The sequence below is a fragment of the Staphylococcus sp. GDH8C109P genome, assembly GCF_017893405.1.
Taxonomy (GTDB): Bacteria; Bacillota; Bacilli; order Staphylococcales; family Staphylococcaceae; genus Staphylococcus; species Staphylococcus cohnii.
This window is the reverse complement of record NZ_JAESMX010000014.1, coordinates 140,878-163,507: the sequence shown is the minus strand read 5'-3', so window position 1 is coordinate 163,507 and position 22,630 is coordinate 140,878. Positions and strand designations below refer to the sequence as shown.

Below are 22,630 nucleotides of genomic sequence, written 5' to 3'. Positions count from 1 at the left end.
TCACTTAGATTACACATTAAAATAGCTTTTGTCAACAACTTATCTGAAAATTTTGATTTAACCGATAATTAAAAATAATATTTTTCATTGTTACTGTGATGATATACTATGTTTAACTAAAAAATATTTTATTTAAAAAAGTAGGTGTAAAAAATGAATGATTCTATAGATGAACGACTCAAAGTAGATCACAATGCGCACGTAAAAGAAATTGCAATTAACAGCATTAAACCTAATCCTTATCAACCCAGAAAAACATTTGATCAAGAACGTTTAGAAGATTTAGCTGAGTCGATAAAACTTCATGGTATTTTACAGCCTATCGTGTTACGAAAAACAATATCTGGTTATAACATTGTAGTTGGAGAGCGACGTTATCGAGCTTCAAAGCTAGTAGGGGAAACGACAATACCAGCTATTGTTAAAGTGCTATCTGATGAAGACATGATGGAACTCGCTGTGATTGAAAATTTGCAGCGCGAAGATTTAAATGCGATTGAGGAAGCAGAAAGTTATCGTAAACTAATTGATGATTTAGAGCTGACTCAGCAAGAAGTTGCACAGCGATTAAGTAAATCTAGACCTTATATTGCCAACATGTTGCGTTTACTACAATTGCCTAAGGAAATTACTCAAATGGTTAAAGATAATAAATTATCGGGTGCACATGGACGTACGTTATTAGGGATAAAAGATAAAAGAAAGATGAAAAGCATAGCTGAGCAAGCCTTTCAGGAGTCTTGGAGTGTACGCACATTAGAACAGTATGTAAATGAAAACAATGAAGATAAACAAAAGATTACAGATAAACAACAAGCAACTAAAAAACCAAAGTTTATTCAACAGCAAGAGCGACAATTAAAAGAACAATATGGTTCAGCCGTGACGATTTCTAACAAAAATAAAAAAGGTTATATCACTTTTGAATTTAAATCCGAAACTGAGTTCAGAAGGTTGATACACCAATTGAATGAGAAATATAATTAAAACAGAATTTTTATCTGTTAATTAATAAGTGTAAAGCATTTTTAAAACATATTAATCATCGTAAATAAAAAAGTTAAAACCGCAAGCCAAGCCATTTAACAGCAGGTGCATGTGGTTTTTTAATTTTTTCTTAAAACTAATTTCCAAAAAATATATTTCATTTTAAATTATATTACAGATGAAAGTAAGCGATAATTTCCTATATGTTGTTTTTTAAAAAATTGTTAATCATAAAATAGTTACAAATTAATGAATATTGAATGTGAAAATTATGTGAAATAAAACACATTCTCTTGTAAGTAAACGAATGGCGTACAATAATGGAGGTGAAGGAATAACTAGGAGGGGTTTTATGTTAAATCAAGAAGAAATACAAACTATAAGAGAAACGGTGCCATTATTAAAAGATAAAGGACAGACAATAACATCAACATTCTATAAAAGATTATTTGAACAACATCCTGAATTGAAAAATATATTTAATCAAACTAACCAAAAAAGAGGATTACAATCTTCTGCATTGGCAATGGCAGTTTTAGCGGCAGCAGAAAATATCGAAGACTTATCACCAATTGTTCCCGCAATAATGCCTGTGGTGTACAAACATTGTGCTTTACAAGTAAAAGCTGAGCATTATCCAATTGTTGGTGAAAATTTAATTTGGGCAATTCAACAAGTGACTGGTTTAAAAGAAGAAGATCCTATTATCCAAACTTGGATTAAAGCATATGGAGAAATCGCTGATGCATTTATCGGCTTAGAAAAAGAAGTATACAGTAAAATGGCTTGGGATGGTTTTAAACCATTTACTGTAACAAATATCACTAATGAAACTGAAATAATTAAATCATTCACAGTAACTTCAGACGACATTGATTTAAGTCAATTTGTACCTGGACAATATATTACAGTAGATATATCTAGTGAGAAGTTGCCATACAGAGCTAAAAGACATTACTCTATTGTAGATGGTGACAAAGATTTCTTAACATTCGGTGTACGAAGAGACGTTACAGAAGAACATGAAGGTGAAGTATCTACAGTGCTACACGATGAAGTGAACGTTGGAGACACGCTATTGCTATCTGCACCAGTAGGTGGATTCGGATTGGCAAACAAAGATAATAAACAATTATTCTTAGGCTCTGGCGTAGGTGTTACACCTCTTGTTTCAATGTATAAAGAAGCGGTTGATGCTGGTTTAACTTCAACATTCCTTCAGTCCACATCTGATGCTCAAAATGTAGCATTTGAAGAAAATTTAGAAGCAATCACAGCACAATCTTCAGTAGCACAATTTGATAAACATTTCCGTGATCAAGACGGATTTATAGACGCTGAACAATTAAAACAATATCTTGATGGTGAAACAGAAGTTTATGTATGTGGTGGTAATTCATTCTTAAAAGCTATGATTCAAGAATTACAAAAATTAGAAGTACCAATGGAGCATATTCATTTTGAAACATTTATACCAAGATTGAGTTTTTCAGTGTAATTTAACTCGGTTTACACATTTTATATAGATTCAAAAAATAGTATAAAATAGACATAGTATTTTATTTATCTGAAGACCTTTCATTCTTATTAATTAAAACCCTCGACTAATAGCTTAGTCGAGGGTTTTTTTACACTGCGTAATATTTTTAAATAAATCAAAAATATAAAGACATAGTGTCAGTTAAATATACTTTGCAATTAATAAAACAATATGAACATAAAATGTATGTATAAAAAGCACTTTATCCCCTCTATACACATAAAAATAGTCATTAAGTTGTCTTATAATGTTTCGTAAAAAATAATGGAAATTTCAGGTTTATATAATTGACCTATTAAATCCAAAAGTGTAGTATAAACAAAGTACTTTGTTAAAAGTACTTTTATAAAACTATATTTGTGTATTAGAGAGGATAATTAAGATGAAATTTAGTGCTTTTTTAAAAACAAAAGGGGCAGTTGGCGCAATATTCATGGGGATTTTTTATGGATTAGTGATGTTGGCCATCTTTTTACCTGGTTACAAAGCGATGCCAGGTAATATTGATAAATTACCGATTGCGATTGTTAACGATGATAAAGGGGATTACGGTAACCAAATATCAAAACAATTGAACAAGAGTTTACCGTTTGATCATATTAAAAAAGATATTTCTAATTCGAAAGCAAATAATCAGTTGGAACATAATGAATTAAATCTTGTTATTCATATACCTCAAGATTTTTCAAGTAATTTAAAATCTGAAAAAGGTACGCCAGGCCTAGATTTTAAAGTGAATGACGCTTCCCCAACGATGATTAGTCAATCTATGGATTCAATCGGAAGTGAAATTAATAGTCAGCTTAGTAAACAATTTTCTAATCAAACTACTGAAGGAGTTTTACAACAAGTAAAAATACCTGATGAACAAATGGACGGCTTAATCAAGCAAATAAATACTTCATATTCTGGTGACATTACTCATATGAATAAAATGCCATCAAGCATGAATTTTAAAATGTTACCTATGTTTTTAACTTTAGCTGGATATGTAGGAGCAATGATTGGAGCGATGCAATTAGTTAGTGCATTTAAAGAAAACAGAAACAAAGCGAGTAAAACTAAATTGTTCATCTATGTTCAACTAACAGCTTTAATCATTGGACTAGCTTCTTCTGTAATTTCGTTAGGTATTGCTTATCTAGTAAATGATTTAGAAGCAGATAAATTCTTAAGTATTTTTGGTCAATTAGTCTTGAATTACTGGGTTTCCTTTAACTTTACTGCAATTGTCGTATTCTTAATAGGACAGGCAGGTATGATTTTAAATATTCCTATTTTACTCATACAAACAATTGCAAATGGAGCAACAATGAGTCGTGATATGATGCCTACAGTTTATAACTGGATGAGTCATATTTCACCGATGTATTATTCAGTTCAGGGTCATTTTGCAAACATTTTTGGAAGTGTGTCACAAACACCATATATTTTATCTATGGTAGCTGTAGGTGTCGTTGCCATGTTCGTTAATATTGTTATCGTAACTTTTGTTTATAAAAAAGAACCCGATGTTGTTTTTGAGCATTATAAAAATACTAACGAAACACTTGCAAACTATTAATACCTTCTTTGATTCTGTTAAAATAAGGATATTATGAGAAAAGGAGACTTTAATAATGTCTATCCAAATATTTATATTAGGGAAACTAATGGAAAAAAACAGTTATCCTTATTTATTAAAAAAGCAGCTATCAGAACCAATACCTTTTGATAAAATGAGCGGACTAACAGAAAGTAAACTTTATTATAATTTTGAAGCATTATCCAAAAAAGGCCTTGTAGAAATAGTGGAGACAATTAAAGAAGAAAATCGTCCAGATAAGCAAGTATTTCAAATTACTGAAAAAGGTAAACAAACTTTGCCTAAATTGATATATAAGTTATTCGAGAACACTAAGGAAATTAGTGAAATGTATGTTGGTGTTGCTTACCTTAAATTTGTAGATAATCAAAAAGTAATCAATATCTTGGAAAGCAAGATTCAAGATAATAAACAAATGTTAATAGAAGCACAAGAGATAAAGCACAAAATTCAAGTAACTCCTGAAAATGAAGCACTTTTAAATTTTATGTCGGATCATTTTACCACTAAAACAAATAATAAAATTCATTTTTTAGAAAAACTAATAGCACTTATTGAAAATGATAAGGTATGATATTAAAGAAGGAACAAGTAACGTAAGAACAGTTACTTGTTCCATTTTTGTTATTTTTAAAAGATGGTGCTTTATAGATATGAACTTGCAATGAAAAAAAGTTCCTAATATATTTTGGGCAACTCTTTTAATTTTTATAAAGGAATAGTACAATATAATAGAAGAATTAAAATTTTGGAGGGATACCCAAGTCTGGCTTAAGGGAAATTAATAGTTAATATTAATTAGAAGCATCTTGCTTGCGTTGGTTCGAATCCTTCTCCCTCCGTTGAAATTATTTAGCCAAGCCTTCTTAGTGCTTGGTTTTTTTTATGATATATAAATATTGTCCAATGCATTATAAATTAAGAGAAAGTAGGTTTACAATGTATTTCACTCACTTGAAAGTTGATGAATTTGAAAGTTTCACTCATAATTATGCCTCACATTACACACAAAGTGCCAACCATTTTCATTATAGAAACCAACATAAAAATGATGTGCATATTGTAGGTGTTAAAGATAACGAAGATAATGTTATAGCAGCATGCCTTTTAACTGAAGCACGTTCCTTTAAATTTTTTAAATATTTTTATACGCATCGAGGACCTGTTTTGGACTTTTCGGATTATCAGTTAGTAAGATTTTTCTACAAAAATTTAACGAAGTATTTAAAAAAGCAACGTGGTTTATATGTTTTAACAGATCCATACACGTTAGAAAATATAAGAAATGCTCAAGGTGAAATATTAGAAAGTTATAACAATAAACCACTTATTAAGACTATGGAAGATATCGGTTATAAACATCAAGGGTATACAGTAGGATATTCTCAAATAAGTCAAATTCGTTGGTTATCTGTTCTGGATTTGAAGAACAAAAATGAAGACGCTCTACTTAAAGAAATGGATTATCAAACACGTAGAAATATTAAGAAAACATACGAGATGGATGTACAAATATGTACACTCCCAATTGAGGAGACTAGTAGATTTTTTAAATTATTTAAAATGGCTGAAGAAAAACACGGTTTTAAATTTAGAGATCAGCATTATTTTGAAACAATGCAAAATATTTATCATGATAATAGCATGTTAAAATTAGCATATATCGATTTGTCAGAATTATTAGTAAAGCAAAATAAGCAATTAGAAAAGTTAAATAAGGACTTAGAAAATACCAAAGAAAGTTTAGAAAACAATCCTAACTCGAAAAAAAGTAAAAATAAGTATAATCAAGGATTGCAACAAATAAAAGCACAACAAAGAAAAATAACTGAAACAAAAGCATTAATCAAAACAGATGGAACCATATTGGATTTAGCAGCTGCGCTTTATATTTACAACAATCATGAAGTTTATTATCTTTCAAGTGGCTCCAACCCTAAATACAATACATATATGGGTGCCTACAGGTTGCAATGGGAAATGATCAAGTTTGCGAAAGCGCACAATATCCATCGCTATAATTTTTACGGTATAACAGGAGATTTCAGTGAAAATGCTGAAGATGCTGGTGTACAAAAATTCAAAGCAGGCTTCAACGCGCATATAGAAGAGTATATTGGAGATTTTATTAAACCAATAAGACCTTTACTTTATAAAATATATGCATTAATAAAATAGGATTGATTTACTTAACGCTTTCGTTTAATTTACTGAAACGAAGCACAATCAGCCACTTTAACATTGCATATTATTATATTTTAATTAATCAATGATTTGAATTTCTAAAAATTGAAATGAGAAAGCCACCTTTTTATAAAAGCTGGCTCAGACTGTCAACAAAGTCTCTGATTTTGTTGACAGTTTTTTTGTGCACGCTTTCCTCGAGCACTGCCTTAGCTAGTTGTCTTCGGCTAGTGCTATCCCTGCAGGAGTCGTCCGAGATTACTGCCAATAGCATACTAAAAATATTACTAATTCAGAAACTATTTTTCTCAAATCAATGAGACAAACCCTTCGCAAATTAATGCAAAGGATTTGTCTACGTTTTGAACCACTTTTTTACAAAAGATGGTTTTTAAATACAGCTAAAAATGAAAAACATAAAAAAATTCAGAAAAATGTGAAAAGGTGGTAGAAAAGGCGAAAATTCAATATAACAAGGTTGTTATAAAAATAAATTAACTTAGAAATTAAAAGTCTCTAAAATGCTATAACAATGCACTTTCTATACACATTTAATAAAAAATATAACTAATTCGCGCGTTCAAATATACACTTGACATAAAAATTTACAATGAGTAAAGTGTAAATCATAATTATTTTCAAATGATTCTAAATTTATAATAAATCTAATTATAATGTATTCATGAACGTTATGAGGGGGGCGAATAGATTAATGTTTGAACCAAAAGTTACATATGAACATTTTAATGCAAATCTCTTTGAGTCAATAGATATTGATGATGAAACAAAAGGCGCACGCGAAATCGTCGCATGGGCTTATCAAACCTATGGTGACTCGCTTGTTTATGCTTGTAGTTTTGGCGCGGAGGGCATGATTTTAATTGATTTGATTTATAGTGTTAAGAAGGATGCGCAAATTGTATTTTTAGATACAGGTCTTCACTTTCAAGAAACATATGATTTAATTGAGCGTGTTCAAAAACGCTACCCAGAACTACGTATTAAACTTAAAAAACCGGAATTAACTTTGGAAGAGCAAGCAACACAATATAATCCCGCACTTTGGAAAAACAATCCCAACCAATGTTGTTATATTAGAAAAATCAAACCATTGGAAGATGCTTTGTCTGGTGCTACTGCTTGGATTTCTGGTTTACGTAGAGCGCAATCGCCAAGTCGTCAAAATACACAGTTTATAAATAAAGACGAACGCTTCCAATCAGTTAAAATTTGTCCATTGATACATTGGACATGGGATGATGTATGGCAATATATTAAAAAATATGAATTACATTATAATGAATTACACGATTTTAACTATCCAAGTATAGGATGTATACCATGTACGACAGCTGTTGAAGGATCAGGAGATTCAAGAGCAGGAAGATGGACCAATTCAAACAAAACAGAATGCGGCCTTCATACCACAGACCATACATCTTTATAAGAATAATTTTTTTTGGTATTAAATCCTAGTATTCCCATCGGATAGATATATATCCGATGATTGCACAAAATAATCTTAGATAATGGTTAAAATTCTTGAAAAAGTATCGCGCCAATTATTGAGTAAATTTAAACAAGATGATTGTTAAATAAAAAATTAAAATGAGGTGAAATGGTTGTGAACTTATCCGTAATAAATAGTCCATTTGATGAAAATCAAGCCACACAATTAAACCAAATTATTCAAAATCTTACGATTGAACAGCAAGTTTGGTTGAGCGGTTATTTAACTGCAAATTTACAAAGTGTTACTACAAAACAAGAAACACCATCGGAAATAGCTCAGTTTGTACTAAATAAAGAAACCACTTCAAATAGTGAGAGTGAGAGACATATCACTGTATTGTATGGTTCAGAAACTGGTAATGCACAAGGATTGGCTGAAAAGTTAGCGGATCGTCTTGTCGAGCTCAATTTCAATGTGAAATTGAGTGCAATGGGTGATTATAAAACAAAAGATCTAAAAAAAGTAGAAGATTTATTTATTATTTCTTCTACTCATGGTGAAGGAAATCCGCCTGATAATGCCATTAGCTTTCACGAATTTTTACATGGTAGAAAAGCACCTAAGTTGGAAGGTGTACGTTTTTCAGTTTTATCACTCGGGGACGCATCATATGAATTCTTCTGTCAAACAGGTAAAGACTTTGATGCACGTCTAGAAGATTTAGGAGCTTCCCGCTTAGTTGATAGACGAGATTGTGACTTGGATTTTGATGATATGGCTGAATCTTGGATGGATCAAATTATTGAACAGTTAAGCGAAGCCTCGTTGAGTGAAGAAAAGGTGACAACAACGAACGTAGTGCAGTTAACAAATGAAAAACGATATTCCAAAACACAACCTTATGAAGCTGAAATATTAGAAAATATTAACTTGAATGGTAGAGGCTCTAATAAAGAGGTTAGACATATCGAATTACAATTTGAAGATTATGGTGAAGATTATGAGCCAGGTGATTGCTTGGTGGTGATTCCAGAAAATGATGAAAAATTAGTAGAAGTCTTATTGGATAAATTAGATTGGGATGCCCAAACAGAAATACCAATCAACGACAAAGGAGATGTGCTTTCATTAAAGGATGCACTACAACATCATTTTGAAATCACTAAATTAACTAAACCACTACTACAAAAAGCCGCTGAGTTGTTTGGAAATGAAGCGTTGGCAGAAAACGTCTTAGATCAAGCGTGGGTTAAATCTTATGTTTATGGTCGAGATTTAATTGATTTGATTCAAGACTTTAAACCAGAAAACTTGGCGCCTGAAGTGCTATATCAATTTTTAAGAAAATTACCACCTAGAGAATATTCTATAGCGAGCAGTTATGAAGCAAATCCTGATGAAGTTCATATCACTGTAGGCGCTGTAAGATATCAAGCGCACCAACGTGAACGTCAAGGTGTTTGTTCAGTTCAATTAGCTGAACGCATGGAACCTGGTACGTCTATATCTGTATATCTAAAGAAAAACCCGAATTTTAAATTTCCATTTGATGAAGCTACACCCGTCATCATGATTGGTCCTGGAACAGGTGTCGCACCTTTTAGATCTTATTTACAAGCACGTGAAGAGTTAGATTTGTCAGGACAAACATGGTTGTTCTTTGGAGAACAACATTTTACAACAGACTTTTTATATCAAACAGAATGGCAAGATTGGCTTAAAGAAGGTGTGCTGAGTAAGTTGGACTTAGCATTTTCAAGAGATACAGATGAAAAAGTTTATGTTCAACATAAGATTGTGGAACAAAGTGAAACTTTTTATGAGTGGTTAAAAAATGGTGCATCTTTATATGTATGTGGTGATGAACAAAATATGGCTAAAGATGTACATAAAGCGATTCATCAAGTCTTAGTTAAAGAAGGTAATATGTCAGAGGAAGAAGCTGAGACTTATTTGACACAAATGAAAAAAGACAAACGATATCAAAGAGACGTTTATTAGAAAAGGAGCTGATCACGTGGCAGAGTCAAATTTAAATTTTTCTCAAAAACTTGAGGAAATGGAACGTATCAAAGCTGATAGTAACTACCTTCGTGGAACAATTGCTGAGGGGTTAGCAGACAGAATTACAGGTGCTATTTCAGAAGAAGATACTAAATTATTAAAGTTTCATGGGAGTTATATGCAAGATGACAGAGATCTTCGCGATGAACGCCGTAGACAGAAGTTAGAACCTGCATACAGTTTCATGATAAGAGTGCGTGCTCCGGGCGGTGCTTCGACTCCAGAACAATGGATTGCGATGGATGATATCGCGAATCAATATGCAAATCAAACGATTAAATTAACGACGAGACAAGCGTTTCAATTCCATGGGATTTTAAAAAGAAATTTAAAACAAACGATGTTTGATATAAACCAATCCTTATTAGACACGCTTGCAGCATGTGGAGATGTTAATCGTAACGTGATGTGTAATCCTAACCCTTATCAATCTGATGTACATGCAGAAATTAATCAAATTGCAAGTGATATTAGTCGTCATCTTTCACCTAAAACACAGGCTTATCATGAAATTTGGTTAGACGGAGAGAAAGTGTTAGATACGAGTGATCAAGAACCAGAACCAATGTACGGTAAAACTTATTTACCACGTAAATTTAAAATTGGTATTGCAGTTCCGCCCTCTAATGATATCGACGTGTTTTCGCAAGATATCGGGTTAATTTCAATCATTGAAGACGGTGAATTGGTCGGATTTAATCTCACAGTTGGTGGCGGAATGGGTATGAAACATGGAAATACTGCGACATACCCGCAAGTTGGACGGTTGATTGGCTATTTCCCAAAATCACAAGTCATTGATGTTTGTGAAAAAATCCTTACGATTCAGAGAGATTATGGAAATCGTGAAGATAGAATGAATGCACGTTTTAAATATACTGTGGATCGTAAAGGGGTAGCATGGATCACGGATGAACTGAATCGTCGTTTAGGTTGGGAATTAGAGTCCAAGCGTGCATTTCACTTTGAAGATAATGGCGATCGATATGGTTGGACTGAAGGCAGTGGTAAACATCATTTCACTTTATTTATTCAAAATGGACGTGTTAAAGATACGGAAGAATATAAATTGAAAACAGCGTTAAGAGCGATTGCTGAAGTGCATACTGGAGATTTTAGACTTTCACCTAACCAAAATTTAGTAATTGCGAATGTTGAGACCGAGAAAAAACCAGAAATTGAAGCACTCATAAAACAATATGGCTTAACAGATGGTGAAAATTATACTGGATTGCGGAAAAATTCCATGGCTTGTGTCGCTTTTCCTACTTGTGGCTTAGCAATGGCAGAATCTGAACGGTATTTACCTTCACTAATTACCAAAATAGAAGCCTTGTTAGATGAAGCGGGCTTAAATGAAGAAGAAATAACTATTAGAATGACGGGATGCCCTAACGGTTGTGCGCGTCCGGCATTAGCTGAAATTGCATTTATTGGTAAAGCACCAGGTAAGTACAATATGTACCTAGGTGGCGGTTTCGCTGGTGATCGTTTAAATAAATTATATAAAGAAAATATTGATGAAGCGGAAATATTAGAAAGTTTGAGACCTATTTTATTGCAATATGCACAAGAAAGAACAGCTGGTGAGCGCTTTGGTAATTTTGTAGTCAGAGAAGGAATTGTAGAAGCAGTCACAGATGGTCAATTATTCCATAGTTAATCAATTAAAAAGGTGGTGTTAGGATGGGAAAAGTTTTTTTAGTAGGTGCAGGACCTGGTGATCCTGATTTAATTACAGTTAAAGGTAAAAAATCGATTGAAGCGGCTGACATTATTTTATATGACCGTCTAGTTAACCCTGAGTTATTGGAGTACGCATCTATAACTGCTCAGTTAATATATTGTGGTAAAAATCCTAACCATAAATCTGTTTCGCAAGTAGATACCAACCAACTACTCGTTGATTTGGCTCAAGAAGGTCACACGATTACACGTTTGAAAGGTGGAGATCCTTTCGTTTACGGCAGAGGTGGCGAGGAAGCAGAAGTATTAGCCGCCAATAATATTTCATTTGAAATCGTACCAGGTATAACTGCAGGTATTGCAGCACCTGCATACGCAGGGATCCCTGTAACACATCGAGATTACAGCTCTTCTGTTGCATTTGTTACGGGTGTTATTGACAAGGATGAATATTGGAGACATCTAGCGTTAGGGCCGGAAACGTTATGTATCTATATGGGCGTTAAAAAGCTGCCTGAAATTGTTGAGTTGCTAACTAAAAATGGACGTAATAAAAATACGCCAGTAGCACTTGTACATATGGGTACTTCTAAATTACAAAAAACCGTTGTTGGCACATTAGACACCATTGTCCACGGTGCAAAAGATATTGAAAACCCAGCGATGATTATTGTGGGTGAGGTCGTGAAATTGCGTAATCGCATTAGTTGGTTTGAAGAAACATATAAAAATGAATTATTAACACAACTCACATAATAGTGGCTGGAGGGATAATTATATGCAAGGTGTCTTATATGTTAGTCATGGTAGCCGTGTAGCAGAAGCAGTTGAAGAAGCAACGTCATTGATTGAGCGTGTTCAAGCAAAAGTTAATATTCCTTTACAAGAAACATGCTTTTTAGAACTTGCAGAACCAGATATATTTGAAGGTTTTAGGAAATTAGTGCATCAAGGTGCAACTGAAATTTCCGTGATCCCTGTATTACTGCTCAGCGCAGGTCATTACTACAAAGATATACCTGTAGAAATTGAACATATTAAAACTCAATTTCCCAACATAAAGATCAATTACGGCAAGCCTTTGGGTGTACAAAAACGATTAACTGAAATTCTCAAGCAACGTTTGGAAGAGTGTAAAATCACACCTAATGCTGACGCTAAATTATTAGTTATTGGAAGGGGTAGTTATAATCCACAAACGAAGCAAGATTTTTCGATAATAAAGTCACAATTATCAGAAATGTTTCCCTCTCAAAGCATAGAAGTGTGTTATTTGGCAGCTTGTGAACCGTTATTTGAAGATGCATTGGACCGTTTAGTAAACGCAGGTCATTCGCAAATATTTATTTTACCGTATATCTGGTTTACAGGTATTTTAGACCAACATATTGCTGATGTTGTGCATGCATACCAATTAAAAAGTGACATTATTTTAGCAGCGCATCTAAGCCATCATGAGCAATTACAAATTGCATTAAAAGAACGTGTTGAAGAGACGTTTGATACAGTTTAGTCATTTTTATCAAAGTGGAAAGTACTTATCTGAGGAGTGACATCATGTCTTACATCCCTTTAGTGGTTGATATTTCACAAAAACAAGTCGTTGTTATAGGTGGCGGAAAAATAGCTGAAAGACGTATTAATGTTTTAAAAACATATACAAAACAAATTCAAATTATTAGCCCCACGCTAACAAATAGCTTAGAACATCTCGTTGATAAACAAGTCATTCAATGGCGGAATAAAACATTTGAAAGCAGTGATGTGCAAGACGCGGATTTAATTATTGCTGCGACAAACGATAAAGCCGTAAATCAATCTATATTACAAGCTAAGCCAGACAAGGCATTAATTAATATGGCAGGTCAAGCATTAGCTGGTGATGTATTCATTCCAAGTATATTACGACGTGGAAAGTTAATGATCAGTGTTTCAACTCAAGGTGCCAGTCCTAAACTGACAAGCCAAATTTTAGCTGAGTTACAACAACATTTTAATAGTGCATATGGTGATTATGTTGATTTTCTATATGAATGCAGGCAACAAGTTAAACGTAGCTCACTTTCACCTGAGGAAAAAGAACGATTTTTGAAGCAAATCTTAAATGAAAAATATTTGGATATAAGTAAGCAAAATGAAGTTAGAAAGTGGTTATCAACGCTGGAATAAATTGAAAAGAAAGGGGACATCATATGTATAAATTATTTGTTTTTGCATTGGCTGGTTTTCTCGCTCAGTTAATTGATGGTTCATTAGGTATGGGGTTTGGCGCATCGTCTTCTTCGATATTATTGACATTTGGTGTGGCGCCAGCAATCGTATCAGCTACAATTCATTTTTCAGAAATTGCTACTACAGCTGCGTCAGGAACGTCGCACTGGAAGTTTGAAAACGTACATAAACCTACGATGATCAAATTAGCGATTCCTGGAGCGATAACAGCATTTATTGGTGCTGCTATATTGAGCCATATACACAGTGATTTTATTAAACCATTTATTGCTATTTTCTTGTTATCAATGGGACTCTATATTTTATATCAATTTTTATTTACCAAAGAAAAACCATTATCGAAAGCGAATGAAAAGACATCTCGGCTTGTATTGATACCACAAGGTGCAGTGGCAGGATTTTTAGATTCAATTGGTGGTGGGGGCTGGGGACCAGTCAATACGCCATTAATACTTGCGCAAAAGAAATTAGAACCTAGATATGCGATTGGTACGGTATCCGCAAGTGAGTTTTTCGTAACGGTGTCAGCGTCTCTAAGCTTTATTATTTTTCTTGGCTGGAGTCAAATTAATTGGTGGCTTGTCGTGTCATTAAGTGTCGGTGGCATGATTGCAGCACCATTTGCAGCATGGTTAGTTAGACTATTACCGATGAATATTTTAGCTGTTTGTGTGAGTGGATTGATTATTTTTACAAATACAAATTCACTGATTAGTGTTGTTGAAATCAATCATGCTTTATCAATCGCAATAAAAATTGCATTAATTGTGATTTGGTTCGGATTAATTCTGTATGCTTTATACCAAAATAATAAATTACCGTTTGCTACTTTTAAAGATGAAACCAATGTAAATAAATTAGATTAATTCATTAAGGAGTGTGACGACATGTCATTAATAAACGAAAAAGAACAATCTACCATCCAACCTCATGGTGGTTCACTTATCAATAGAGAGGTCCACGGTGCAGCGCGAGAACAATTGCTTAAAGAAGCTGAAACGCTTGCATCTATCACATTAAATCCTTGGAGTTTATCGGATTTCGAATTAATTGCGATCGGCGGCTTTAGTCCACTGAAGGGATTTAGGAATGAAGCTGATTATTCTAAAGTTGTAGAAGACGTACATTTAGAAAATGGCTTGGTTTGGAGTATCCCAATCACATTACCTGTGACAACAGAGCAATCTCAAAATTTAAATGTTGGTTCTCGCGTTGCTTTGTATGGTGAAGATGGTGTTTTATATGGTGTGATTGACTTAGAAGAAAAGTATACGTATGACAAACAAAAAGAAGCGCAACTTGTATACGGAACTACGGATGTTGATCATCCTGGTGTCAAAAAGGTCTATGAAAAAGGAGATGTGTATCTCGCAGGTCCAATTTATTTATTAAACAGACCTAAACACGACGAATTTGTAGATTATCATTTAGACCCTAAAGAAACAAGACAACTCTTTACAGACTTAGGATGGCAAACTGTGGTAGGTTTTCAAACTAGAAATCCAGTGCATCGCGCACATGAATATATTCAAAAAGCAGCCCTAGAAGCAGTGGATGGCTTGTTGTTGAATCCTTTAGTAGGTGAAACAAAATCTGACGACATTCCAGCATCAGTGCGTATGGAAAGTTACAAAGTTATATTAGAAAATTATTACCCGGAAAATAAAACGCGTTTAGTTATTTATCCTGCTGCAATGAGATATGCAGGACCTAGAGAAGCAATATTACATGCTACAGTACGTAAAAACTATGGATGTACACATTTTATTGTTGGACGTGATCATGCAGGCGTAGGCGATTATTACGGCACCTATGAAGCGCAAGAACTGATTTCTAAATACGAAGCAGAATTGGGCATACAAATATTAAAATTCGAACACGCCTTTTATTGTAAAACGTGTGAAAATATGGCTACAGCAAAAACGTGTCCACATGATGCTTCGGAACATTTACATTTAAGTGGTACCAAAGTTCGTGAAAAATTGAAAAAAGGAGAATCGCTACCGAAAGAATTTTCGAGACCAGAAGTAGCTCAAGTCCTTATAAATGGATTGAAAGAACAGAAATAAAGGAGTGTAGATGTAGTAATGGGAGAATCTAAAAATATAACATGGCATGCTTCAGAGGTTACTAAGGATGAAAGATTACAGCGTAATCAACATAAGAGTGCAGTTATTTGGTTTACAGGACTTTCTGGCTCAGGAAAATCAACGATATCTGTAGAACTTGAAAAAGCATTGTTTAATCACCAAATCCATACATATCGTTTAGATGGAGATAATGTTAGACATGGATTGAATCGAAATCTAGGGTTTTCACCTGAAGATCGTAAAGAAAATATAAGACGTATAGGTGAAGTTAGTAAATTGATGGTAGATGCAGGTTTGATAACAGTCACGGCTTTCATCTCTCCTTATAAATCAGATAGAGAAGCAGTACGCCATTTATTAGATACAGATGATTTTATAGAAGTTTATACACAATGTAGTCTATCAGAATGTGAAAATAGAGATCCGAAAGGTTTATATAAAAAAGTAAGAAGTGGTGAAATCGCAGAATTTACTGGCGTAAATGCGCCATATGAAGCCCCTACACAACCAGAGATCACACTAGATACAGAAACACTTTCTGTGGAAGCATCAGTATCCAAAATTATGGATTATTTACAAAAACATAAATATATCGAGGACATTTAAGTTTAATAATAAAAAATTGAAGGGGCAATCGGATGGAGATATTAAATATCATTGCCATAATATTATTTATTATATTTATTTTAGTAGTATCGTGCGGATTGTTGCTTGTGCGTTTAGGTCAAAATAGAAAACATTTTTTTGTAGAATTGAAAGTGACGGTCACAATTATGGTAATATGTTTTATTGGTATAGGCGTATCACTCATAATACTAGGCCATTATCATCAATTATAAATTATATATGCATTGATAAACAGGGCTACGAAATCAAATGACAAGTTTGATTTCACCCTGTTTTTATATTTAAATAAGCGTATTTCTATTTGAAAATCGTTATTATATAGTGTTTTGTAGATAAGCAAACAGTATCAATGATACTTACATATTTTATAGTAAAGTGAAAATTAAAGTGTTATATTAAGTGAATCGAATTTATCTTATTGGCGTTTTAAACGTAATGAATACAATAAAAAGGTAGGGGCGTTGACCAAAATGGATCAAAGTATAAAGGATATTCCTAAAATAGAATTACATTGTCATTTAGATGGTTCAGTCAGCAAACATTTAATTCGACAATTGGCACAAGAACAACGCATACATTTAAACGAAGATTGTCTTACGGTGCAAGAAGATTGTGAAAGTTTAGAAGCGTATTTGAAGTGTTTTGATGAAGTATTAAAAGTATTACAAACGGCAGATAGTCTAAAGCGTGCAGTTATAGATGTTGCGCAACAAGCTTATGAGGATAATGTTAAATATATGGAGATTCGCTTTGCACCGTTGCTACATATGGAACAAGGTATGACGCTTTTAGATGTATTAAAAGCGGTAGAAGCAGGGGTTAATATCATACAAGACACATTGCATATGAAAGTGAATATACTCATTTGCGCAATGAGGCAGCATGCATCGTCTGTGAATAAACAATTATTTGATGATGTGTCTATATATAATAGCGACAAAGTATGTGGGATAGATTTTGCGGGGCCTGAAGTAGGATTTCCGCCATATGAAATTCAAGATACGATTCAATACGGATTAGAAAAAGGTATGAATTTAACACTCCATGCAGGTGAGTGTGGTTGTATACATAACGTTTTAGAAACGATAAAAATAGGGGCTAAGCGTATTGGTCATGGTGTTGCTGCCAACTTAGATGAAACTGTATTAAAGGAAGTTAAAGCGAAGGATGTATTGTTAGAAATATGTCCTAAAAGTAATTTGCAAACCAAAGCTATAGAGACACTGTCACAAATAAACATCCCCTACTTATTAAATAACGACATACCTTTTATCATCAATACAGATAATCGTATGGTGACACAAACTTCATTAAATGAAGAATATACGTTGTTATTAAAACATCAGTTAATAAATGTAAAACAGATTCAATACATTAATAAGCGTGCAGTTCAATATGCTTTTTTAACCGAAGAAGAAAAAGGTCAAGTGCTTCAATCAATGTCATAACACGTATACGCTTATACAATATGAAGCGGTTATCATTAACATTGGCATATTATAATACCAAAAAAGTATACACTACTGTATGTTTTTAGTATTCAAGTGCAGCAGATTTGATAGTTTGAATAAAATAAGTCATAGCAGGGCTTAAATGATAATTTTTATTCCAAATAAAATCTGTTGAGATATTACTATAGTTATCAGGCAATTGATAACTATATAATGACCCGTTTTCTAAGTCGTTTTGTACAGATGATTTTGGAACTAAGCTGATACCGATACCAGATTTGACACTACCAATAATTGTTTCCATCGTACCAAATTCTACAAGTAATGGCTTTTTAATATTTTCGGATTTTAACCAGGCTTCAAGATTTCTTCTATAATTACATCCATTTTTAAACACCAAAAATACAGCGGATGTGATATCTTCTAATTGCGTCATCTCTGTACTGGATATTAACACAAGTTTTTCTTTAAATAATTCCACTTTATTTATATTATGATGATGTTTGAAGTCTGTGACAAATCCACAATCCAAGTTTTGATTGACTATTTTTTTAGAAATATTGGCAGTAACATCTGTATGTAATGATAGAGAAATGTGAGGCGATTTTTTCCGGAAGATTGATAATAACATAGGTAATTTAGTAATCGTTTCAACAATCCCGATATCAATTTTCCCGTTAGATGATGCTTGGTTGTCAAAATCATGTTCTATTTCATTTAATGTAGCTAAAATTTTTTCAACATAGGTTTGGAATTTTTCACCATCTGTCGTCAAGGTTGTACCTTTGTTATGACGTAAAAAAAGTTGTGTGTTGAGTTCTTGCTCTAACTGTTTTATACGAAATGTAACATGGGATTGCACATAATTAAGTGACTTAGCAGCCTTACTGATGCTTTGATGTTGACTAACACTTTGAAAAATTTTAAAATCTTTGATTTCCATAATATCACCCGGTTTTTCGTTTGAGGCTATTATACATGAAACCATTTCATTTATGCTAAAAAAGTACTGCCGTCGCTATGACGGCAGTCTTATTATGTTGCATATTTTTTAATCAAAGTTTTGAAGAAGTCTATAGATCGTTCAAATGCTTCTATTTCTACATATTCGTTGGGTTGATGTGCTAATGTTTCTATTCCAGGTCCATAAATTAATGTAGGAATGTTGCTATTAGGGTTTAGCACAGAGCCATCGGTGTAATAAGCCATTCCAGTAAATTCATTTTCTTTAGAAGTGTCTAAGGCTTTTTGAATAATTTCAGTGTCCTCATCAGTTAGAACCGTAGCGCGATCAAGCAATATTTTGGTGCTTACTTTTGGGGCGTTCTTATCAGAAAATAGCTGGTTTAAACGTTGATTAAATTGCTTATACAGCTTGTCATGAATATTCGGTGTAACTGTTCGTATATCAACATTTAATACACATTTATCAGGTATCACGTTCGTTTGAATGCCACCATTGACCATATTTGCAGAGATACTACTTTTACCTAATGCTGCAGTTTCTTCTGACCATGCTTCTTTTAAATCATTTATCAATTGAATGACTTTGTTTATCCCTTCAACTGCATTAATGCCTTGTTCTGGCATCGCGCCATGTGCAGTTTTTCCAGTCAAAGTGACTTCTATCCATAATGCACCCTTATGTCCAATTGCAACTTTCTCAGTTGTGGGTTCAGCAATGATGATAGCAGCGACATTATCCATATTTGTGTTTTTGACGTAATGCTCCGCACCTATTGAATCTACTTCCTCTCCTGCAGTTGCTAAAAATTCGATATCTTTCTTTAATTCATAGTTTTCCTCAATTAAAGATTCTAATGCGAGATATAAAGCGGCCAAGCCACTTTTCATATCTGTTGTTCCTCTTCCATATAATTTTCCATGATCAATATCACCTTTAAAAGGGTCATAATCCCATTTTTGTGTACCTATCTTTACAGTGTCGGTATGACCAGATAATATGAGTTTGCTAGCGTTTGGCTGCTTGGATTTTAAAGTTACTGAAAAATTACTTCTATTATCACTTAAATTTGTAATGTTAAAAGGGATATTTCGAGACGCGCACCGCTGTTTAAAAAGTTGTACAATGTTATTTTCATTAGCGGGTGGGTTGGTGCTATCGACATTGATGAGAGATTGTAAGAATTCTAAATTTGATTGTGTCATGTTCAAACCCCCCTAGCTTTATTAAAAACTTTTTCTTTATTTTCAGGTTGTAAACTTGGACGTGTTATTTTAAACAGTGATATATCCTGTTTGGATTTACCTTTAGTGGTCAATTCGTATAATATTTCTCCGACTGCACTTGAAAATTTATAGCCATGTCCTGAAAAACCAGCAGCAATGACAATATGTTCATGTTCGGGATGTTTGTCTATCACAAAATGCTCGTCTAATGTATTTGTAAACATACACGTTTTACCAACATTGATATTGCCGTTCGCTTGTTGCATGTATCGGTTCAAAAATCCACTAATATCATTTTCATCTTTTTCATAAGAACCAAATGATTTATTGTAATAAGTTGGATCGATAGGGTCGCCATTGTCGTAGCGTCCAATTTTCAAACCAGTTCCATCAATAGAAGGGAAGCCATAATAAACACCACTTGGGACGTCGGCAAAAAAGCCCGGGAACCCATCTGACTTATATAAAATATCGTTGGAATCAAACCACGCAATCGTTTGTCTAGAAGGTTGGAGTTGAAGTTTTAAATCTAAATCGTCTAAAATTTTTTTATTCCAAGCGCCACCAGTGATAATTAATTTATTTGCTGTGAATGTTTCAGAATTGGTTTGAACTTCAACTGAGTCATTAAAAATATCAATATTCATGACTGGCGCATTGATTTTTAATTCAGCACCCTGATTTAAAGCAAGTCGTTTAAATGCGCGAATACAGTTTTGAGAAAATAGCACTCCTGCGTCAGGTTCATAACAACCAATTTGGCCATCAGGTATTGTAATACCTGGCCAAGTGTCATTAATTTGTTTAGCTGATAACGTTTCAGTATTTAGATTATACTTTTGAGCACCATTGATTGCGGTTTGTACAAACAATGAATCACTTGGGCCAAAAGTAACGACACCTGTATTTAAAAATATCCGTTCATTTGTTTGTTTTTGAAGTTCATACCAAAGTTCTTGTGCCCTCAAAGCAATAGGTACATACGCTAAACCTTCTCCACAAGCATGCCTTATTAATCTTGTATCACCACTATGACTACCATTTTCATGTGGTGGGTCAAAAGCATCTATCATTAAAGTTTTCCACCCATTTTTTGCCAAATGGTATCCAGCTGACATCCCCATAGAACCGGCACCGACAACGATGACATCGTAATGTTTTCCCATTTCCATCTCTCCTTAATTGAAACAAATTTAATCATTTGCCAAGTATTTCTTTCAAGTCTAATAGCAACTCATTTCCATGTAAAATTACAAAAAGAGATGGTTGATATCTCTAAAAGTGATATCGATATACGTATGTATTTTGCCTATATGTACTTTTTTTATTAAATTGAGACAGTTAGGAACTTAATTAAACGAATTGAGAAAAATTTAACATTTTAATTATTAATTCGCATACAATGTAATTACACAAACAAGTAAAGGGGTGTATTGACATGATGATTGCAGATATTATCGGTGGTATCATTAAATTAATCAAAACTTTAGTTGACACTTTCGCGTAATTTTTAAATAACTAATTAAATCAATTTAAAGGAGTGCTTACATTATGTCAGGTATCGTAGAAGCAATTTCAAACGCAGTAAAATCAGGTTTAGATCACGACTGGGTAAATATGGGAACTAGCATTGCAGATGTAGTAGCTAAAGGTGCAGACTTCATCGCTGGATTCTTTGGTTAATAAACATATTTTTAAATAAAAAGATACTTAAGCCAAAAACTACTGTTTCACACGTAAAGTGTTAGAAAGCAGTAGTTTTTTGTCGTTTAGTTAATTAAAAGAGCAATTCGTATTTTCGAATAACTATGCAAAAATTATACATTTCGGTTTGAATAATTATACATTTTCGAGCGTTTACTTGAATTGCCCAAATGCTAAAAATAGACTCGCATCTTTGTTCATAAATATATTTTTGCCTTGATAAAAAGTATGGCTATTTATATTTGAAAGTCCTATTTTACGTAATGCTTTGTGGATATCCTTTTGTTCGAATCCATTATATACATTTGGATGATTAACATTTTCATTTTTGTCGAAGTCTACTATGATCAGTATGCCATTACGATTTAATTGAGTAGCTAATTGTTGTAGTAAAGCCGTATAATTTCCACTATGAAGTAACACAAGTGAAAGTAATATCACATCATATGATTGGTGAAGTTCTGTTTTGTTTGGAGCTAGTAAATCACCTTCAATGGCTTTAATGTTTGTTTTATTTAATGATTCAATTTTGGCATTACATATTTCAGTCATTTTAGGTGATGCATCTAAAATAGTGATGTGATTGAAATGATGTGCGATATCGAATGCGACAAGTCCAGTGCCGCCACCGTAATCTAATAACGAATCATATGTACCTTTTTTAAACAGTGAATTTAATTCGGAAGAGATTGTTTTAGCTAAATTAATTCTTTCTTTATTATCATAATTTTGTGCTATTTGATTAAACTGAGATTGATTCAAGCTCATCATCCTTTTAGAATAGATTTTCGTTTTGTATTTTTAAAGTTATTACAGACTTATAAAGTCTGTAATTGA

At 33.2% G+C, this 22,630-nt stretch carries 21 protein-coding genes and 1 tRNA gene; 18 read left to right on the top strand and 4 right to left on the bottom strand.

Features of this window, described 5'->3' with window-relative positions; all coding sequences use genetic code 11:
• The first annotated feature begins 153 nt into the window (after positions 1 to 153).
• From KA867_RS07570 to add, 17 genes are all read left to right on the top strand, one after another.
• Positions 154 to 987, top strand: coding sequence for a ParB/RepB/Spo0J family partition protein (locus KA867_RS07570; protein ID WP_210137591.1), 834 nt, complete (start codon positions 154 to 156; stop codon positions 985 to 987).
• Between the two features lie 352 nt (positions 988 to 1,339).
• Positions 1,340 to 2,485 carry a globin domain-containing protein gene (locus KA867_RS07565; protein ID WP_210137590.1) on the top strand — a complete coding sequence of 382 codons (1,146 nt, stop codon included), beginning with the start codon at positions 1,340 to 1,342 and terminating at the stop codon, positions 2,483 to 2,485.
• Between the two features lie 424 nt (positions 2,486 to 2,909).
• Entirely contained in the window at positions 2,910 to 4,091 is a 1,182-nt protein-coding gene (locus tag KA867_RS07560; RefSeq protein WP_245355939.1) for a YhgE/Pip domain-containing protein, read from the top strand.
• Between the two features lie 55 nt (positions 4,092 to 4,146).
• Entirely contained in the window at positions 4,147 to 4,686 is a 540-nt protein-coding gene (locus KA867_RS07555) for a PadR family transcriptional regulator (RefSeq protein ID WP_210137589.1), read from the top strand.
• 176 nt (positions 4,687 to 4,862) lie between these two features.
• Positions 4,863 to 4,954: transfer RNA gene (locus KA867_RS07550), tRNA-OTHER, on the top strand.
• A gap of 97 nt (positions 4,955 to 5,051) precedes the next feature.
• Complete coding sequence (locus tag KA867_RS07545) at positions 5,052 to 6,290, top strand: aminoacyltransferase (RefSeq protein WP_210137588.1); 1,239 nt, start codon at positions 5,052 to 5,054, stop codon at positions 6,288 to 6,290.
• Between the two features lie 718 nt (positions 6,291 to 7,008).
• Positions 7,009 to 7,743, top strand: a complete 735-nt coding sequence (locus KA867_RS07540; RefSeq protein ID WP_210137587.1) for a phosphoadenylyl-sulfate reductase — start codon at positions 7,009 to 7,011, stop codon at positions 7,741 to 7,743.
• Between the two features lie 177 nt (positions 7,744 to 7,920).
• Positions 7,921 to 9,750, top strand: coding sequence for an assimilatory sulfite reductase (NADPH) flavoprotein subunit (locus KA867_RS07535; RefSeq protein ID WP_210137586.1), 1,830 nt, complete (start codon positions 7,921 to 7,923; stop codon positions 9,748 to 9,750).
• 58 nt (positions 9,751 to 9,808) lie between these two features.
• Entirely contained in the window at positions 9,809 to 11,476 is a 1,668-nt protein-coding gene (locus KA867_RS07530) for an NADPH-dependent assimilatory sulfite reductase hemoprotein subunit (RefSeq protein WP_245355955.1), read from the top strand.
• 23 nt (positions 11,477 to 11,499) lie between these two features.
• Positions 11,500 to 12,255, top strand: coding sequence for a uroporphyrinogen-III C-methyltransferase (gene cobA / locus KA867_RS07525; protein ID WP_210137584.1), 756 nt, complete (start codon positions 11,500 to 11,502; stop codon positions 12,253 to 12,255).
• A 22-nt stretch (positions 12,256 to 12,277) separates the two neighbouring features.
• Entirely contained in the window at positions 12,278 to 13,012 is a 735-nt protein-coding gene (locus KA867_RS07520; RefSeq protein WP_210137583.1) for a sirohydrochlorin chelatase, read from the top strand.
• Positions 13,013 to 13,056: 44 nt separating this feature from the next.
• On the top strand, positions 13,057 to 13,668 hold the full coding sequence (locus KA867_RS07515) for an NAD(P)-binding protein (protein ID WP_210137582.1): 612 nt from the start codon (positions 13,057 to 13,059) through the stop codon (positions 13,666 to 13,668).
• Positions 13,669 to 13,691: 23 nt separating this feature from the next.
• Positions 13,692 to 14,597, top strand: coding sequence for a sulfite exporter TauE/SafE family protein (locus KA867_RS07510; protein WP_210137581.1), 906 nt, complete (start codon positions 13,692 to 13,694; stop codon positions 14,595 to 14,597).
• Positions 14,598 to 14,618: 21 nt separating this feature from the next.
• Positions 14,619 to 15,800 carry a sulfate adenylyltransferase gene (gene sat / locus KA867_RS07505; protein ID WP_210137580.1) on the top strand — a complete coding sequence of 394 codons (1,182 nt, stop codon included), beginning with the start codon at positions 14,619 to 14,621 and terminating at the stop codon, positions 15,798 to 15,800.
• Positions 15,801 to 15,818: 18 nt separating this feature from the next.
• A complete protein-coding gene (gene cysC, locus KA867_RS07500; protein WP_210137579.1) occupies positions 15,819 to 16,427 on the top strand; it encodes an adenylyl-sulfate kinase in 609 nt (202 codons plus the stop codon).
• A gap of 32 nt (positions 16,428 to 16,459) precedes the next feature.
• A complete protein-coding gene (locus KA867_RS07495) occupies positions 16,460 to 16,660 on the top strand; it encodes a hypothetical protein (protein ID WP_210137578.1) in 201 nt (66 codons plus the stop codon).
• Positions 16,661 to 16,918: 258 nt separating this feature from the next.
• Complete coding sequence (gene add / locus KA867_RS07490; protein ID WP_210137577.1) at positions 16,919 to 17,896, top strand: adenosine deaminase; 978 nt, start codon at positions 16,919 to 16,921, stop codon at positions 17,894 to 17,896.
• A gap of 85 nt (positions 17,897 to 17,981) precedes the next feature.
• On the opposite strand, the gene KA867_RS07485 is transcribed toward add, so the two are convergent.
• From KA867_RS07485 to solA, 3 genes are all read right to left on the bottom strand, one after another.
• Positions 17,982 to 18,842: a LysR family transcriptional regulator gene (locus KA867_RS07485; RefSeq protein ID WP_210137576.1), complete on the bottom strand. Its 861-nt coding sequence runs from the start codon at positions 18,840 to 18,842 to the stop codon at positions 17,982 to 17,984.
• Positions 18,843 to 18,934: 92 nt separating this feature from the next.
• A complete protein-coding gene (locus tag KA867_RS07480; protein ID WP_210137575.1) occupies positions 18,935 to 20,068 on the bottom strand; it encodes a M20 family metallopeptidase in 1,134 nt (377 codons plus the stop codon).
• A 2-nt stretch (positions 20,069 to 20,070) separates the two neighbouring features.
• A complete protein-coding gene (solA, locus tag KA867_RS07475) occupies positions 20,071 to 21,255 on the bottom strand; it encodes an N-methyl-L-tryptophan oxidase (RefSeq protein ID WP_210137574.1) in 1,185 nt (394 codons plus the stop codon).
• 385 nt (positions 21,256 to 21,640) lie between these two features.
• On the opposite strand from solA, the gene KA867_RS07470 reads away from it, so the two are divergent.
• Positions 21,641 to 21,772, top strand: coding sequence for a beta-class phenol-soluble modulin (locus KA867_RS07470; protein ID WP_046207113.1), 132 nt, complete (start codon positions 21,641 to 21,643; stop codon positions 21,770 to 21,772).
• Between the two features lie 174 nt (positions 21,773 to 21,946).
• On the opposite strand, the gene KA867_RS07465 is transcribed toward KA867_RS07470, so the two are convergent.
• Positions 21,947 to 22,555: a methyltransferase domain-containing protein gene (locus KA867_RS07465; protein ID WP_210137573.1), complete on the bottom strand. Its 609-nt coding sequence runs from the start codon at positions 22,553 to 22,555 to the stop codon at positions 21,947 to 21,949.
• Between the last annotated feature and the right edge of the window lie 75 nt (positions 22,556 to 22,630).

Bases quoted from the DNA above. Each gene is read 5' to 3' on its own strand.
- KA867_RS07570 (WP_210137591.1), top strand. From the start codon at position 154: ATGAATGATTCTATAGATGAACGACTCAAAGTAGATCACAATGCGCAC.
- KA867_RS07565 (WP_210137590.1), top strand. From the start codon at position 1,340: ATGTTAAATCAAGAAGAAATACAAACTATAAGAGAAACGGTGCCATTA.
- KA867_RS07560 (WP_245355939.1), top strand. From the start codon at position 2,910: ATGAAATTTAGTGCTTTTTTAAAAACAAAAGGGGCAGTTGGCGCAATA.
- KA867_RS07555 (WP_210137589.1), top strand. From the start codon at position 4,147: ATGTCTATCCAAATATTTATATTAGGGAAACTAATGGAAAAAAACAGT.
- KA867_RS07545 (WP_210137588.1), top strand. From the start codon at position 5,052: ATGTATTTCACTCACTTGAAAGTTGATGAATTTGAAAGTTTCACTCAT.
- KA867_RS07540 (WP_210137587.1), top strand. From the start codon at position 7,009: ATGTTTGAACCAAAAGTTACATATGAACATTTTAATGCAAATCTCTTT.
- KA867_RS07530 (WP_245355955.1), top strand. From the start codon at position 9,809: ATGGAACGTATCAAAGCTGATAGTAACTACCTTCGTGGAACAATTGCT.
- cobA (WP_210137584.1), top strand. From the start codon at position 11,500: ATGGGAAAAGTTTTTTTAGTAGGTGCAGGACCTGGTGATCCTGATTTA.
- KA867_RS07520 (WP_210137583.1), top strand. From the start codon at position 12,278: ATGCAAGGTGTCTTATATGTTAGTCATGGTAGCCGTGTAGCAGAAGCA.
- KA867_RS07515 (WP_210137582.1), top strand. From the start codon at position 13,057: ATGTCTTACATCCCTTTAGTGGTTGATATTTCACAAAAACAAGTCGTT.
- KA867_RS07510 (WP_210137581.1), top strand. From the start codon at position 13,692: ATGTATAAATTATTTGTTTTTGCATTGGCTGGTTTTCTCGCTCAGTTA.
- sat (WP_210137580.1), top strand. From the start codon at position 14,619: ATGTCATTAATAAACGAAAAAGAACAATCTACCATCCAACCTCATGGT.
- cysC (WP_210137579.1), top strand. From the start codon at position 15,819: ATGGGAGAATCTAAAAATATAACATGGCATGCTTCAGAGGTTACTAAG.
- KA867_RS07495 (WP_210137578.1), top strand. From the start codon at position 16,460: ATGGAGATATTAAATATCATTGCCATAATATTATTTATTATATTTATT.
- add (WP_210137577.1), top strand. From the start codon at position 16,919: ATGGATCAAAGTATAAAGGATATTCCTAAAATAGAATTACATTGTCAT.
- KA867_RS07485 (WP_210137576.1), bottom strand. From the start codon at position 18,842: ATGGAAATCAAAGATTTTAAAATTTTTCAAAGTGTTAGTCAACATCAA.
- KA867_RS07480 (WP_210137575.1), bottom strand. From the start codon at position 20,068: ATGACACAATCAAATTTAGAATTCTTACAATCTCTCATCAATGTCGAT.
- solA (WP_210137574.1), bottom strand. From the start codon at position 21,255: ATGGGAAAACATTACGATGTCATCGTTGTCGGTGCCGGTTCTATGGGG.
- KA867_RS07470 (WP_046207113.1), top strand. From the start codon at position 21,641: ATGTCAGGTATCGTAGAAGCAATTTCAAACGCAGTAAAATCAGGTTTA.